The sequence below is a fragment of the Mycolicibacterium rutilum genome (assembly GCF_900108565.1).
Taxonomy (GTDB): Bacteria; Actinomycetota; Actinomycetes; order Mycobacteriales; family Mycobacteriaceae; genus Mycobacterium; species Mycobacterium rutilum.
Genome location: NZ_LT629971.1, coordinates 3455668 through 3470513 on the forward strand (window position 1 = coordinate 3455668; position 14846 = coordinate 3470513).

The window sequence follows — 14846 nt, forward strand, 5'->3', positions numbered from 1 at the left end:
GCCGTGTGTTACCAACAGGGCATGACCGCCGCGAACTCCTCGCCGTTCCACGATCTTGACGAGTACCTCGCGCTCCCGCGCGTCTCGGGGCTGGCGCTCTCGCCGGACGGCGGCCGCCTGGTGACCACCGTCGCCGAACTCAACGACAAGCGAACCGAATACGTCACCGCGATCTGGGAGCTCGACCCGGCCGGCGAGCAGCCAGCGCGCCGGTTGACGCGGGGCGCGAAGGGCGAATCGACGCCCGCCTTCACCGCCGACGGCGACCTGCTGTTCGTCGCCGTGCGGCCCACCCCCGACGACGACAAGCCGCCCGCGGCGCTGTGGCGGCTGCCGGCCGCGGGCGGTGAGGCGGCGGCCGCCTTGACGCTCGCCGGCGGGGTCGAGGCGGTGCGGACGGCCCGTGACGCCGACGTCGCCGTGGTGCGGTCGTCGCTGCTGCCGTCGGCACGTGACCTCGACGACGACCGTCGCCTGCGGGATCTGCGTAAGGACAACAAGATCACCGCGATCCTGCACACCGGCTACCCGATCCGGTACTGGGACTCCGACCTCGGCCCGGCAGAACCGCATCTGCTCGGAATGGACCTGGCAGACGACGGCGCCGACGTACGCGACCTCACCGCGGCTCCCGGCGGTGCGCTGCGCGAATCGGACTTCGACGTCAGCGCCGACGGACGGTTCGCGGTGACCACGTGGCAGCGTCCGGCACCGGGCGCGTCGCGGCACTCGGTGCTTATGCGCATCGACCTCGACACCGGTGACCGCACCGTGCTCGTCGAGGAACCCGACGCCGATGTGTGGGGCCCGGCGATCGCCCCGGACGGCTCGGGCGTCGTCTACATCCGCGAGACGTTCTCCACTCCGCAGATCGCTCCGCGAATGACGCTGGGCTACTTGCGTTTCGGCGAGGAGCCGATGGTGCTCGCCGACGGGTGGGACAGGTGGCCGGCGTCGGCGGCGTGGCTGCGCGACGGGTCGGCGGTGATCGTGACCGCCGACCAGGACGGCCGGCGCCCGGTGTTCCGGGTCGATCTCGCCGACGGTGCGGTGACCCAGCTGACGTTCGACGACCACTGCTACACCGACGTCCTCACTGCGCCGGACGGGGTGCTGTTCGCGCTGCGCAGCTCGTATGCGGCGCCGCCGCACCCGGTGCGCGTCGACCCCGACGGCACGGTCGCCGAACTGCCGTGTGCGCCGCTGCCGTCGCTGCCCGGCACGCTCACCCACCTCGAGGCCACCGCCGGCGACGGCACCCGGGTGCGGTCGTGGCTGGTGCTGCCGGACGGCGACGGCGAAGCACCGCTGCTGTTGTGGATCCACGGTGGCCCGCTGAGCAGTTGGAACGTGTGGTCGTGGCGGTGGAATCCGTGGCTGCTCGCGGCGCGCGGCTACGCGGTGTTGCTCCCGGATCCGGGCCTGTCCACCGGCTACGGCCAGCAGTTCATCGAGCGCGGCTGGGGCGCCTGGGGCGGCGCACCGTTCACCGATCTGATGGCCGCGACCGACGCGGCGTGCGCGCATCCGCGCGTCGACGCGAGCCGGACCGCGGCGATGGGCGGATCCTTCGGCGGCTACATGGCCAACTGGGTGGCCGGCCACACCGACCGCTTCGATGCCATCGTCACCCACGCCAGCCTGTGGGCGCTCGACCAGTTCGGCGCCACCACCGACTCGTCGTACTACTGGTTGCGCGAGATGACTCGCGAGATGGCGCAAGCGAATTCGCCGCACCACCATGTGCACGAGATCCGCACGCCGATGCTGGTGATCCACGGCGACAAGGACTATCGGGTGCCGATCGGGGAGGCGCTGCGGCTGTGGTACGAGCTGCTGACCCACTCGGCGCTGCCCGCCGACGACCAAGGGCGAAGCCCGCACCAGTTCCTGTACTTCCCGTCGGAGAACCACTGGGTGCTCACCCCGCAGCACGCCAAACTCTGGTACCAGGTGGTGACCGCGTTCCTGGCCAGGCACGTGCTCGAAGAGGACGTCGAGGTGCCCGAGACGCTCGGGTAGCGTCGCGGGCATGAGCGGAGAACAGCGCGAGTTCGACATCGTCCTGTACGGGGCCACCGGTTTCGTCGGGAAACTGACCGCCGAATACCTGGCCAAAGCCGGCGGCGACGCCCGCATCGCGCTGGCCGGCCGGTCCCCGGACAAGCTGCTCGCCGTCCGAGACAGCCTGGGCGACAAGGCGCAATCGTGGCCGCTGATCACCGCCGACGCCGCGCAACCGTCGACGTTGAACGCGATGGCCGCTCGCACCCGCGTGGTGGTCACCACGGTCGGGCCCTACGCCCGCTACGGGCTGCCGCTGGTGGCGGCCTGCGCCGCCGCGGGTACCGACTACGCCGACCTGACCGGCGAGCCCACGTTCATCCGCGACAGCATCGACCAGCACCACAAGCAGGCCGCCGACACCGGCGCGCGGATCGTGCATTCGTGCGGATTCGACTCCATCCCTTCGGATCTCACCGTCTTCGCGCTGTACCGGCGCGCCGAGCAGGACGGCGAAGGCCAGCTCACCGACACCAACTACGTGGTGCGTTCGGCCAAGATGGGCGTCTCCGGCGGCACCGCGGCGTCGATGGTGGAGCTCGTGCGCACCGCGGCCACCGACGACGAGGCGCGCCGACTCCTCGACGACCCGTACGGCCTGAGCCCGGACCGGGCCGCCGAACCGCAGCTGGGCGGCGAACCGGACATGCGGTGGCGCCGTGGCCGCGACATCGCCCCCGAACTCGACGGATACTGGGTCGGCCCGTTCGTGATGGCGATGGTCAACACGCGAATAGTCCGGCGCAGCAACGCCTTACTCGACTACGCCTACGGTCGTCGCCTCGAGTACGCCGAGCAGATGAGCGTCGGCCGGTCGGTGCTGGCACCGGCGCTGTCGGCGCTCTCGGCCGTGGGCAACACCGCGACCGTGGCGGTGGGCAGTCGGCTGCTGCACCGGGTGCCGAACAAGGTCGTCGAGCGGATCCTGCCCGCACCCGGCACCGGCCCGAGCGAAGACATCCTCGAGAACGGGCACTACACCATCGAGACGTACACCTCGACCACCACCGGCGCGAGGTACCGCGCGACGATCGCGCAGAAGGGGGATCCGGGCTACAAGGCGACGTCGGTGCTGCTCGGCGAGTGCGGCCTGGCGCTGGCCGTCGACCGCGACAAGCTCTCCGAACTGCGCGGCGTGCTCACCCCCGCGGCCGCGATGGGCGATGTCCTGCTCAGCAGGCTGCCTGCGGCCGGCGTCACACTGGAAACCACCCGCCTCGGGTGAGCGCCCCGCCCGGCGGCGGGAAGTAACGTCCCGCCTGGGGCCCGCCCGCGCGTCGTTCCTAGAATTGCGGGGTGACCGCCAACCCCCAATCCTCTGCTGAAGCCCTGCCCAAGTCCTGGGACCCGAGCGCGGTAGAGAGCGACCTCTACGAGGGTTGGGTCAAGGCCGGCTACTTCAGCGCCGACCCGACAAGCGCCAAGCCGCCGTATTCGATCGTGCTGCCGCCGCCGAACGTGACCGGCAGCCTGCACATGGGCCACGCGCTGGACCACACGCTGATGGACGCCCTGACCCGCCGCAAGCGCATGCAGGGCTATGAGGTGTTGTGGCTGCCCGGCATGGACCACGCCGGCATCGCCACCCAGACGGTGGTGGAAAAGCAACTCGCCGTCGACGGCAAGACCAAAGAGGACTTCGGCCGCGAACTGTTCATCGACAAGGTCTGGGACTGGAAACGCGAATCCGGCGGGACGATCGGCGCGCAGATGCGCCGCCTCGGCGACGGTGTGGACTGGAGTCGCGACCGCTTCACCATGGACGACGGGCTCTCCCGCGCCGTGCGCACGATCTTCAAGCGACTGTTCGACGCCGGGCTGATCTACCAGGCCGAGCGGCTGGTGAACTGGTCGCCGGTGCTGGAGACCGCGATCTCCGACCTCGAGGTCAAATACGAGGACATCGAGGGCGAGCTGGTGTCGTTCCGGTACGGCTCGCTCTCCGACGACGAACCGCACATCGTGGTCGCGACCACCCGGGTCGAGACGATGCTCGGCGACACCGCGATCGCCGTGCATCCCGACGACGAGCGGTACCGCCACCTGGTCGGCAGCACGCTGCCGCACCCGTTCCTCGACCGCGACATCGTGATCGTGGCCGACACCCACGTCGACCCGGAGTTCGGCACCGGCGCGGTGAAGGTCACCCCGGCCCACGACCCGAACGACTTCGAGATCGGCCTGCGCCACCAGCTGCCGATGCCGTCGATCATGGACACCAAGGGCCGGATCGCCGACACCGGAACCGAATTCGACGGGCTGGACCGCTTCGAGGCGCGGGTCAAGGTGCGCGAGGCGCTCGCCGAGCAGGGCCGCGTCGTCGCCGAGAAGCGTCCGTACGTGCACAGCGTCGGGCACTCCGAGCGCAGCGGCGAACCGATCGAGCCGCGGCTGTCGCTGCAGTGGTGGGTGAAGGTGGAGTCGCTGGCCACGGCCGCCGGCGACGCGGTGCGCAACGGCGACACCGTCATTCACCCGCCGAGCCTGGAACCGCGATGGTTCGCCTGGGTCGACAACATGCACGACTGGTGCATTTCGCGGCAGCTGTGGTGGGGGCACCGCATCCCGATCTGGCACGGCCCCGACGGACAGACGGTCTGCGTCGCCCCCGACGAGACGCCGCCGGAGGGTTGGGAGCAGGACCCCGACGTACTCGACACCTGGTTCTCCTCGGCGCTGTGGCCGTTCTCGACCATGGGCTGGCCCGAGCACACCGCTGAACTGGCGAAGTTCTATCCGACCACGGTGCTGGTGACCGGCTACGACATCCTGTTCTTCTGGGTGGCCCGGATGATGATGTTCGGCACCTTCGTCGGCGACGATCCCGCGATCACCCAGAACGGGGCGCGCGGTGCGCAGGTGCCGTTCGAGAACGTGTTCCTGCACGGGCTGATCCGCGACGAGTTCGGCCGCAAGATGAGCAAGTCGCGCGGCAACGGCATCGACCCGCTGGACTGGGTGGAGAAGTTCGGCGCCGACGCGCTGCGGTTCACCCTGGCCCGCGGCGCCAGCCCCGGCGGTGACCTGGCCATCGGCGAGGACCACGCCCGCGCGTCGCGCAACTTCGCCACCAAACTGTTCAACGCCACCCGGTTCGCGTTGATGAACGGCGCCGCCCCGGCGCCACTTCCGGACGCCGCGGCGCTCACCGACGCCGACCGGTGGATCCTCGGACGCATGGAAGAGGTTCGCGCCGAGGTCGATTCGGCGTTCGACGGCTACGAGTTCAGCCGCGCGTGCGAGTCGTTGTACCACTTCGCGTGGGACGAGTTCTGCGACTGGTACGTCGAGCTGGCCAAGGTGCAGCTGGCCGAGGGTGTGGAGCACACGACCGCCGTCCTGGCGGCCGTCCTCGACACGCTGCTCAAGCTCCTGCACCCGGTGATGCCGTTCGTCACCGAGGTGCTGTGGAAGGCACTGACCGGCGGCGAGTCGCTGGTGATCGCCGACTGGCCGGCCCCGTCCGGCTTCGCGGTCGATCCCGTTGCGACACAACGGGTCGCCGACATGCAGAAGCTGATCACCGAGGTCCGCCGGTTCCGCAGCGACCAGGGCCTCAACGACCGCCAGAAGGTGCCGGCCCGGCTGACCGACATCGATGCCGCGGATCTGCAGGAGCAGGTGCCCGCGGTGCGGTCGCTGGCCTGGCTGACCGGCGACGACGACGGCTTCGCCCCGACGGCGGCGATCGAGGTGCGCCTGTCGCGCGGCACCGTGACCGTCGAGGTCGACACGTCGGGCACGGTCGACGTGGCCGCCGAGCGGCGCAGGCTGGAAAAGGACCTGGCCGCCGCCCAGAAGGAATTGTCAAGCACGACAGGCAAACTCGGCAACGAGGCGTTCCTCGCCAAGGCGCCCGCCGACGTCGTCGACAAGATCCGCGGCCGCCAGCAGCTGGCGCAGGAGGAAGTCGACCGCATCACCGCGAGGCTCGAGACGCTGAAATGACCGACCCGGCGGATCTGCCGCAACCGCCCGACGTTCCGACGCCCGACGAGATCGCGGCGCTGCTGCAGGTCGAGCACCTGCTCGACCAGCGTTGGCCCGAAACGAAACTCGAGCCCAGCACGACCCGGATCGCGGCGCTGCTGGAACTGCTCGGCTCACCGCAGCGCGGCTATCCGTCGATCCACATCGCGGGCACCAACGGCAAGACCTCGGTCGCGCGGATGGTCGACGCGTTGCTGACCGCGCTGCACCGCCGCACCGGCCGCACCACCAGCCCGCACCTGCAGTCGGCCGTCGAACGCATCTCCATCGACGGCAAACCGGTCAGCCCCGCGACCTACGTCGACACCTACCGCGAGATCGAGCCGTTCGTCCAGCTCGTCGATCAGCAGTCCGAAGCGGCCGGCGGTCCGGCTATGAGCAAGTTCGAGGTCGTCACCGCGATGGCGTTCGCCGCGTTCGCCGACGCGCCGGTCGACGTCGCGGTCGTCGAGGTCGGCCTCGGCGGGCGTTGGGACGCAACGAACGTCGTCAACGCGCCGGTGGCCGTCATCACCCCGATCGGCATGGACCACGCCGACTACCTCGGCGACACGATCGCCGACATCGCCGCCGAGAAGGCCGGGATCATCACCAAACAGGAGGATGACCTGGTGCCGACCGACACCGTCGCCGTCATCGGCCGCCAGGTGCCCGAGGCGATGGAGGTGCTGCTCGCGCAAACCGTGCGCGCCGACGCCGCGGTGGCCCGCGAGGACTCCGAGTTCGCGGTGCTGGGCAGGCAGATCGCCGTCGGCGGCCAACTGCTCGAACTGCAGGGCCTCGGTGGCGTCTACAACGAGATCTTCCTGCCGCTGCACGGCGAACATCAGGCGCACAACGCGGTGGTCGCGCTGGCGGCGGTGGAGGCGTTCTTCGGCGCCGGCGCGGACCGCCAGCTCGACGTCGACGCGGTGCGCGCCGGCTTCGCCGCGGTGACCAGCCCGGGGCGACTGGAGCGGATGCGCAGCGCACCAACGGTTTTCATTGATGCCGCGCACAACCCCGCCGGCGCCGCGGCGCTGGCGCAGGCGCTGCAGGAGGAATTCGACTTCCGCTATCTCGTCGGCGTGGTGTCGGTGATGGCCGACAAGGACGTCGACGGGATCCTGGCCGCGCTGGAGACGGTGTTCGACCAGATCGTGGTGACCCACAACGGGTCGCCGCGCGCCATGGACGTGACGGAGTTGGCGCTGCTGGCCGAGCAGCGGTTCGGCCCCGACCGGGTGGTCACCGCGGCCACGCTGCCCGACGCCATCGAGACGGCCACCGCCATCGTCGAGGAATCCAGCAGCGAGGGTGAGAGGTTCGGCGGCGCCGGAATGGTGATCACCGGTTCGGTGGTCACCGCCGGGGCGGCGCGCACGCTGTTCGGGAAGGACCCGCAATGACCGAGCAGGCGCCTGCGCACCAGCCCGATCCCTGGAAGAGCTTCCGCGGGGTCATGGCGGGCACCCTGATCCTCGAGGCGATCGTCGTGCTGCTGGCGCTGCCGGTGGTGGCCAAGGTCGGTGGCGGCCTGACCACGGCCAGCACCGGTTACCTCGTCGGCCTCGCGGTGGTGCTGGTGCTGCTGGCCGGTGTGCAGGGCAGGCCATGGGCCATCTGGGTCAACCTGGCGATCCAGCTCGCGTTGATCGCCGGCGCGGTGTTCGACGGCGCGATCGGCTTCGTCGGCGTGATCTTCCTGATCGTGTGGCTGCTGATCGCCTATCTGCGCGCCGAGGTCCTGCGCCGCCAGAAGCGCGGGCTTCTGCCTGGTCAGCAGCGTCCCCCCGAGTAGTCGACAACGGCGACTATCCTGTCGGCCGTGACTGAGCCGACTGAGCGCACCCTCGTTCTGATCAAGCCCGACGGCGTCAAACGGCGTCTCGTCGGCGAAATACTCGCCCGGATCGAGCGCAAAGGCCTGACCTTCGCCGAGCTGAAGCTCGTGACCGTCAGCGACGACCTGGCCCGCAAGCACTACGCCGAGCACGAAGACAAGCCGTTCTTCGGTTCGCTGCTGGAGTTCATCACCTCGGGGCCGGTCGTGGCCGCGATCGTGGAGGGCCCGCGCGCTGTTGCCGCGTTCCGTCAGATCGCCGGCGGCACCGATCCGGTGGAGAAGGCCACCCCGGGCACCATCCGCGGTGACCTGGCCCTGATCACCCAGGACAACCTCGTGCACGGCTCGGATTCGCCGGAGTCCGCGGCCCGCGAAATCGAGCTCTGGTTCCCCAGCAAGTAGGGCGCTGACACGGCTACCCGCCCAGCCTGGTCGGGCGGGGTGGCGTGATGTGGGATACTTGCCACGGGTAACCGGCCATCAACCGGGGTCGGAAACCCGAATGAAGACTTAGACGTGCGCGACCATCGCCACGCGTGATGCGGCGCCGACCGTCCAGCCATCATTCAGACCGGCACCGGGATGGTTCACCCAGTGGACTGCCCGGGGCAAGACCACAACAAGCTCGGGCGAAGTTTCCCGGGCCAATAGCGGAAGCCCTCGCGTGGCCGCGTCAAACACGACGCGCCCGGGGGCTTAGAGGAGACTACGTGGCTGAAGATGCCCCTACCGAAGACCTTTCCGAAGACAGCCGACACACGGAGGATGCTCAGCCCGAGAAGCTGAGGGTGCACTCCCTGGCCAGGGCGTTGGGCACCACCAGCAAGCGGGTGCTCGATGCGCTGGCGGCGCTCGACGGCCGGGCGCGAAGCGCGCACTCGACCGTCGAGGAGGACGAGGCCGAGCGGGTGCGCGACGCGCTCGCCGAGGCGTCCGACGAGTCGGCAGCGCCCGAGACACCGGCCTCCGAGGCCGAACCCGCCGCTGCCGCACCCGAGCCTGAGGCCACTGCTCCCGAGGTGCTGTTCGCTGCGCCCGAGCCGACCGCGGACAGCGCCCCGGCCGAACCCGAGCGGCCGGCGTCGAAAGACGAACAGGCCGCCGACTACCTGCCGCTGTTCGTCGCGCCGCAGCCCGTCACGTTCGACTACGACGACGATGACGACGACAGCGACGACAGCCAGGACGACCAGGACGACGACGACCAGTCCGAGCGGCCGTCGGCTCGGCGTCGCCGCCGCGGCCGCCGTGGCCGGGGCCGCGGTCGTGGCGAGCAGAACGGCGACGACTCCGACGCCGACAGCGACGACAGCCAGGACGGCGAGCAGGACTCCGACGACAGCGACGACTCCGACGACGACAACGGCGACGACGAGTCGAACGGCACCGAGGGCGCGACCCGCCGCCGGCGCCGTCGTCGTCGCCGCAAGTCCGGATCCGGAGACGACAGCGACAGCACCGGCTCGCCCGACGACCCGCCCAACACGGTCGTGCACGAGCGCGAACCGCGGAAGTCCAGCAAGGCCGACAAGGCCGGGCAGAGCGGCGACGGGGAAATCCAGGGCATCAGCGGCTCGACGCGGCTGGAGGCCAAGCGTCAGCGCCGCCGCGACGGCCGCGACGCGGGCAGACGCCGGCCGCCGATCCTGAGCGAAGCCGAGTTCCTGGCCCGGCGTGAGGCCGTCGAGCGGATGATGGTCGTGCGCGACAAGGTGCGCACCGAACCCCCGCACGAAGGCGCCCGCTACACCCAGATCGCCGTCCTCGAAGACGGCGTCGTCGTCGAGCACTTCGTGACCTCGGCCGCCTCGGCGAGCCTGGTCGGCAACATCTACCTCGGCATCGTGCAGAACGTGCTGCCCTCGATGGAGGCCGCGTTCGTCGACATCGGCCGCGGCCGCAACGGCGTGCTCTACGCCGGTGAGGTCAACTGGGAGGCCGCGGGCCTCGGCGGGCAGAACCGCAAGATCGAGCAGGCCCTCAAACCCGGCGACTACGTCGTCGTGCAGGTCAGCAAGGACCCGGTCGGGCACAAGGGCGCGCGGTTGACGACGCAGGTGTCGCTGGCCGGCCGCTACCTGGTCTACGTGCCGGGCGCCTCGTCGACCGGGATCAGCCGCAAGCTGCCCGACACCGAACGCCAGCGGCTCAAGGAGATCCTGCGCGAGGTCGTCCCGCCCGATGCCGGGGTGATCATCCGCACCGCGTCCGAGGGCGTCAAAGAAGAAGACATCCGCACCGACGTCGAACGCCTGGCCAAGCGCTGGACCGAGATCGAGGCCAAGGCCGCCGACATCACCGCGAAGAAGGCCGGCGCGGCCGTCGCGCTCTACGAAGAGCCCGACGTGCTGGTCAAGGTGATCCGCGACCTGTTCAACGAAGACTTCACCGGGCTCACGGTATCTGGCGACGAAGCCTGGGAGACCATCACCGGTTACGTCAATGCCGTTGCGCCCGAACTGCTTCCGCGGCTGACCAAGTACGAGCCCGCGTCCCCGGACGGCCCCGACGTGTTCGCGGTGCACCGCATTGACGAGCAGCTGACCAAGGCGATGGACCGCAAGGTGTGGCTGCCGTCGGGCGGCACGCTGGTCATCGACCGCACCGAGGCGATGACGGTCATCGACGTCAACACCGGCAAGTTCACCGGCTCCGGCGGCAACCTCGAACAGACCGTCACCCGCAACAACCTGGAGGCGGCCGAGGAGATCGTGCGCCAGCTGCGGCTGCGTGACATCGGCGGCATCGTGGTCATCGACTTCATCGACATGGTGCTCGAATCCAACCGCGACCTGGTGCTGCGCCGGCTGACCGAGGCGCTGGCGCGCGACCGCACCCGCCATCAGGTGTCCGAGGTGACCTCGCTGGGCCTGGTGCAGCTGACGCGCAAGCGGCTCGGCACCGGACTGGTCGAGGCGTTCTCGACGTCGTGCACCCACTGCGCCGGACGCGGGATCGTGCTGCACGGCGATCCCGTGGACTCGGCGTCGGGCAACGGGCGCAAATCCGACACCGGTGGCGGACGCCGCGGCAAGCGCGGTAAACGCGGCGCCAAGGCCGAGGACGTCCCGGTGGCCAAGGTGCCCCCGCATCCGGCCGGTGAGCACCCGATGTTCAAGGCCATGGCCGCGGCCAACGGCAAGCACGAGGACGACGAGGACGGCTCCGACGAGACCGGCGAGGCCGAGGACGTCAAACCCGCCGAAGAGGTGGGAGAGGCCGATTCCGAGGCGATCCGCGACGCGGTGGGCGAGGACCTCGTCGACAGCGACGACGACTCCGACGAGGACACCGACGACGAGGACTTCGACGACTCCGACGAGGACGACGAAGACGAGGACGAGATCGACCTCGACACCGATGACGACGAAGACGCGATCGACGACGACATCGAGGTCATCGGCGACGACCCCGACGATGATTCAGACGACGACTCGGACGACGACGAGGACTCAGATGAGGACGAGGACGAGGATCCGGCACCGCCGGTGGTCTCGGGAGGTCGCCACCGCCGACGCGCGGCGGCACGACCCGCGGGCCCGCCGACACACGATGCCTGACCGGGGGTTTCTCGGCGACCCGCCTACCTGCGGTGATTTGACCCTCGTGCGGCCGCTCAAGTAGCCTTGAGCAGTTGTCGCCAGGCTCTGGAACGTGCGAGCCGGTGGCAGTCGGGAAACCCAGACAAGCGCAGCAGCAATTGCGCGCGCCCAGTGAACGACGTAGGAGTAGCAGCACGATGGCGACGTACGCAATCGTCAAGACCGGCGGCAAGCAGTACAAGGTCGCCGTCGGCGACGTGGTCAAGGTCGAGAAGCTCGACCTCGAGCCGGGCGCCGACGTGTCGCTGCCCGTCGCGCTGGTCGTCGATGGGGCCAAGGTCACCTCGGCCGCCAAGGACCTGGAGAAGGTCGCGGTCACCGGTGAGGTCCTCGAGCACACCAAGGGCCCGAAGATCCGCATCCACAAGTTCAAGAACAAGACCGGCTATCACAAGCGGCAGGGTCACCGTCAGCAGCTGACGGTCCTCAAGGTCACCGGCATCAAGTAAGGGTTTCGACATGGCACACAAGAAGGGCGCTTCCAGCTCACGCAACGGTCGCGACTCAGCCGCTCAGCGGCTCGGCGTCAAGCGTTTCGGCGGCCAGATCGTCAAGGCCGGCGAGATCCTGGTCCGTCAGCGCGGTACCCACTTCCATCCCGGTGTCAATGTCGGCCGTGGCGGCGACGACACCCTGTTCGCCACCGCCCCCGGCGCCGTGGAGTTCGGCACCAAGCGCGGCCGCAAGACCGTCAGCGTGGTCCGGCCGGCGCCGCAGGAGGCCTGACTTCCTGCCGCGAATGTGAAGCTACTGCGAATTCTCGGCTGAATTCTTCGCAGTAGCTTCACAGTCACCGAAAGGAAGTCCGATGCCCCGCTTCGTCGACCGCGTCGTGATCCACGCGCGGGCCGGCAACGGCGGTAACGGCTGCGCCTCGGTACACCGCGAGAAGTTCAAACCACTCGGCGGTCCCGACGGCGGTAACGGCGGCCGCGGCGGCAGCGTGGTCCTCGTCGTCGACCCGCAGGTGCACACGCTGCTCGATTTCCACTTCCACCCGCACGTCGTGGCGCCGTCCGGCAAGCAGGGCGCCGGCAGCAACCGCGACGGCGCGGCAGGCGTCGACCTCGAGGTCAAGGTGCCCGACGGCACCGTCGTGCTCGACGAGAACGGCCGGCTGCTCGCCGACCTCGTCGGCGCGGGCACGCGGTTCGAGGCGGCCGCCGGTGGCCGCGGCGGTCTTGGCAACGCGGCGCTGGCGTCGCGCGCCCGCAAGGCTCCCGGCTTCGCGCTGCTCGGTGAAAAAGGTGAGGTCCGCGACCTGACCCTGGAACTGAAGACCGTCGCCGACGTCGGGCTGGTGGGGTTCCCGTCGGCGGGCAAGTCGTCGTTGGTGTCGGTGATCTCGGCGGCCAAACCGAAGATCGCCGACTATCCGTTCACCACGCTGGCCCCCAACCTCGGCGTCGTGTCGGCGGGTGACAACACCTTCACCGTCGCCGACGTGCCCGGCCTGATCCCCGGCGCGTCGGAAGGCCGCGGCCTCGGTCTCGATTTTCTGCGGCACATCGAACGCTGCGCGGTGCTCGCGCACGTGGTCGACTGCGCGACACTGGAACCCGGGCGCGACCCGATCTCGGACATCGACGCCCTGGAAGCCGAACTGGCCGCCTACACCCCGACGTTGCAGGGTGACACGACGCTGGGCGATCTGGCTGAACGCCCGCGCGCGGTGGTGCTCAACAAGATCGACGTGCCCGATGCCCGCGAGTTGGCCGACTTCGTCCGCGACGAGGTCGCCCGCCGCTACGGCTGGCCCGTCTTCGAGGTGTCCACGGTGACCCGGGAAGGGTTGCGGCAGTTGACGTTCGCGCTGTGGGACATGGTGTCGGCGTACCGCGCCGCGCAGCCGGAGGTGGTGCCGCGTCGGCCCGTCATCCGGCCGGTGCCCGTCGACGAGAGCGGGTTCTCCGTCGAGTCCGACGGTCAGGGCGGCTTTGTGGTGCGCGGCGTGCGGCCCGAACGATGGGTCAATCAAACCGATTTCGACAACGACGAGGCCGTCGGCTACCTCGGTGACCGGTTGGCCCGCCTCGGCGTCGAGGACGAGTTGCTGCGCCTGGGCGCCAAGCCGGGTTGCGCGGTGACGATCGGCGACATGACCTTCGACTGGGAGCCGCAGACCCCGGCGGGGGTGGACGTCACGCTGTCCGGGCGCGGCACCGACGCGCGGTTGGAACAGACCGACCGCGTCGGCGCGGCCGAGCGCAAGGCCGCGCGCCGCGAGAGGCGGCGCCCCGGCGGTGAGTCGTGAGCCCGCATCGGGACGCGATCCGCAAGGCGCGCAGCGTCGTCGTCAAGATCGGCACCACCGCGCTGACCGCCCCCTCGGGAGTCTTCGACGCCGGCCGGCTGGCGACGCTCGTCGAGGCCATCGAGCGCCGCATGAAGGCCGGCTCCGACGTGGTGATCGTGTCGTCGGGTGCGATCGCCGCCGGTATCGAACCGCTGCGGCTGACCAAGCGGCCCGCCGACCTGGCCACCAAACAGGCCGCCGCCAGCGTCGGGCAGGTGGCGCTGGTCAACGCATGGAGCGCGGCGTTCGCGCGGTATGAGCGCACCGTCGGCCAGGTGCTGCTGACCGCGCACGACATCTCGATGCGGGTCCAGCACACCAACGCTCAACGCACGCTGGACCGGTTGCGGGCACTGCACGCGGTCGCGATCGTCAACGAGAACGACACCGTCGCCACCAATGAGATCCGCTTCGGTGACAACGACCGGCTTTCGGCGCTGGTCGCGCATCTGGTCGGCGCCGACGCGCTGGTGCTGCTGTCGGACATCGACGGGCTCTACGACTCGGATCCTCGAAAAGGCAACGCGCGCTTCATCTCAGAGGTGTCGCAGCCGGAGGATCTCGACGGTGTGGTGGCGGGCCGGGGCAGCAATCTGGGCACCGGCGGGATGGCGTCGAAGTTGTCGTCGGCGCTGCTGGCCGCCGATGCGGGCGTCCCGGTGCTGCTGGCCGCCGCCGCCGACGCGGCCACCGCGCTCGCGGACGCGTCGGGGGGCACGGTGTTCGCCCCCCGGCCCGAACGGATGTCGGCGCGCCGCTTCTGGGTGCGCTACGCCGCGGAGGCGTCCGGAGCGCTGACCCTCGATGACGGGGCGGTGCGCGCGGTGGTCAAGCAGCGGCGGTCGCTGTTGCCGGCCGGTATCACGGCGGTGTCGGGCCGGTTCTACGGCGGTGACGTGGTCGAGTTGCGCTCGCAGGACGCGACGATGGTCGCCCGCGGCGTGGTCGCCTACGACCACGGTGAGTTGGCCACCATGCTGGGTCGCTCGACATCGGAGCTGCCGGCGGAGATGCGCAGACCCGCCGTGCACGCCGACGACCTGGTCGCCGTCTGAGCGGGTTCGGTGCG

General features: G+C 70.0%; 11 protein-coding genes. All 11 read left to right on the forward strand.

The features are described 5' to 3' along the window. The first annotated feature begins 21 nt into the window (after positions 1-21). Complete coding sequence (locus BLW81_RS16880) at positions 22-2022, forward strand: S9 family peptidase (RefSeq protein ID WP_083408163.1); 2001 nt, start codon at positions 22-24, stop codon at positions 2020-2022. A gap of 10 nt (positions 2023-2032) precedes the next feature. Then, positions 2033-3289 carry a saccharopine dehydrogenase family protein gene (locus BLW81_RS16885; protein WP_083408164.1) on the forward strand — a complete coding sequence of 419 codons (1257 nt, stop codon included), beginning with the start codon at positions 2033-2035 and terminating at the stop codon, positions 3287-3289. Between the two features lie 71 nt (positions 3290-3360). After that, positions 3361-6012, forward strand: coding sequence for a valine--tRNA ligase (locus tag BLW81_RS16890; RefSeq protein ID WP_083408165.1), 2652 nt, complete (start codon positions 3361-3363; stop codon positions 6010-6012). Continuing rightward, positions 6009-7442 (forward strand): bifunctional tetrahydrofolate synthase/dihydrofolate synthase, encoded by a 1434-nt coding sequence (gene folC, locus BLW81_RS16895; protein ID WP_083408166.1) that lies wholly within the window; start codon positions 6009-6011, stop codon positions 7440-7442. Before BLW81_RS16890 ends, folC begins: the two co-directional genes overlap by 4 nt. Beyond that, positions 7439-7834, forward strand: coding sequence for a DUF4233 domain-containing protein (locus tag BLW81_RS16900; RefSeq protein WP_083408167.1), 396 nt, complete (start codon positions 7439-7441; stop codon positions 7832-7834). Before folC ends, BLW81_RS16900 begins: the two co-directional genes overlap by 4 nt. Before the next feature lie 27 nt (positions 7835-7861). Next, positions 7862-8281 carry a nucleoside-diphosphate kinase gene (gene ndk / locus BLW81_RS16905; protein WP_083408168.1) on the forward strand — a complete coding sequence of 140 codons (420 nt, stop codon included), beginning with the start codon at positions 7862-7864 and terminating at the stop codon, positions 8279-8281. A 308-nt stretch (positions 8282-8589) separates the two neighbouring features. Continuing rightward, positions 8590-11439 (forward strand): ribonuclease E, encoded by a 2850-nt coding sequence (locus tag BLW81_RS16910; protein ID WP_083408169.1) that lies wholly within the window; start codon positions 8590-8592, stop codon positions 11437-11439. Positions 11440-11618: 179 nt separating this feature from the next. Continuing rightward, entirely contained in the window at positions 11619-11930 is a 312-nt protein-coding gene (gene rplU / locus BLW81_RS16915) for a 50S ribosomal protein L21 (protein WP_083408170.1), read from the forward strand. A 10-nt stretch (positions 11931-11940) separates the two neighbouring features. Further along, positions 11941-12207 carry a 50S ribosomal protein L27 gene (rpmA, locus tag BLW81_RS16920; protein WP_067085011.1) on the forward strand — a complete coding sequence of 89 codons (267 nt, stop codon included), beginning with the start codon at positions 11941-11943 and terminating at the stop codon, positions 12205-12207. Between the two features lie 82 nt (positions 12208-12289). Further along, positions 12290-13735, forward strand: a complete 1446-nt coding sequence (gene obgE, locus BLW81_RS16925; protein ID WP_083408171.1) for a GTPase ObgE — start codon at positions 12290-12292, stop codon at positions 13733-13735. After that, the gene (gene proB, locus BLW81_RS16930; RefSeq protein ID WP_083408172.1) at positions 13732-14832 is read left to right on the forward strand and encodes a glutamate 5-kinase; all 1101 of its coding nucleotides are present in this window, start codon (positions 13732-13734) and stop codon (positions 14830-14832) included. The genes obgE and proB overlap by 4 nt, the downstream gene beginning before the upstream one ends. Positions 14833-14846 lie beyond the last annotated feature (14 nt).

Bases quoted from the DNA above. Each gene is read 5' to 3' on its own strand.
- BLW81_RS16880 (WP_083408163.1), top strand. From the start codon at position 22: ATGACCGCCGCGAACTCCTCGCCGTTCCACGATCTTGACGAGTACCTC.
- BLW81_RS16885 (WP_083408164.1), top strand. From the start codon at position 2,033: ATGAGCGGAGAACAGCGCGAGTTCGACATCGTCCTGTACGGGGCCACC.
- folC (WP_083408166.1), top strand. From the start codon at position 6,009: ATGACCGACCCGGCGGATCTGCCGCAACCGCCCGACGTTCCGACGCCC.
- BLW81_RS16900 (WP_083408167.1), top strand. From the start codon at position 7,439: ATGACCGAGCAGGCGCCTGCGCACCAGCCCGATCCCTGGAAGAGCTTC.
- rplU (WP_083408170.1), top strand. From the start codon at position 11,619: ATGGCGACGTACGCAATCGTCAAGACCGGCGGCAAGCAGTACAAGGTC.
- rpmA (WP_067085011.1), top strand. From the start codon at position 11,941: ATGGCACACAAGAAGGGCGCTTCCAGCTCACGCAACGGTCGCGACTCA.
- obgE (WP_083408171.1), top strand. From the start codon at position 12,290: ATGCCCCGCTTCGTCGACCGCGTCGTGATCCACGCGCGGGCCGGCAAC.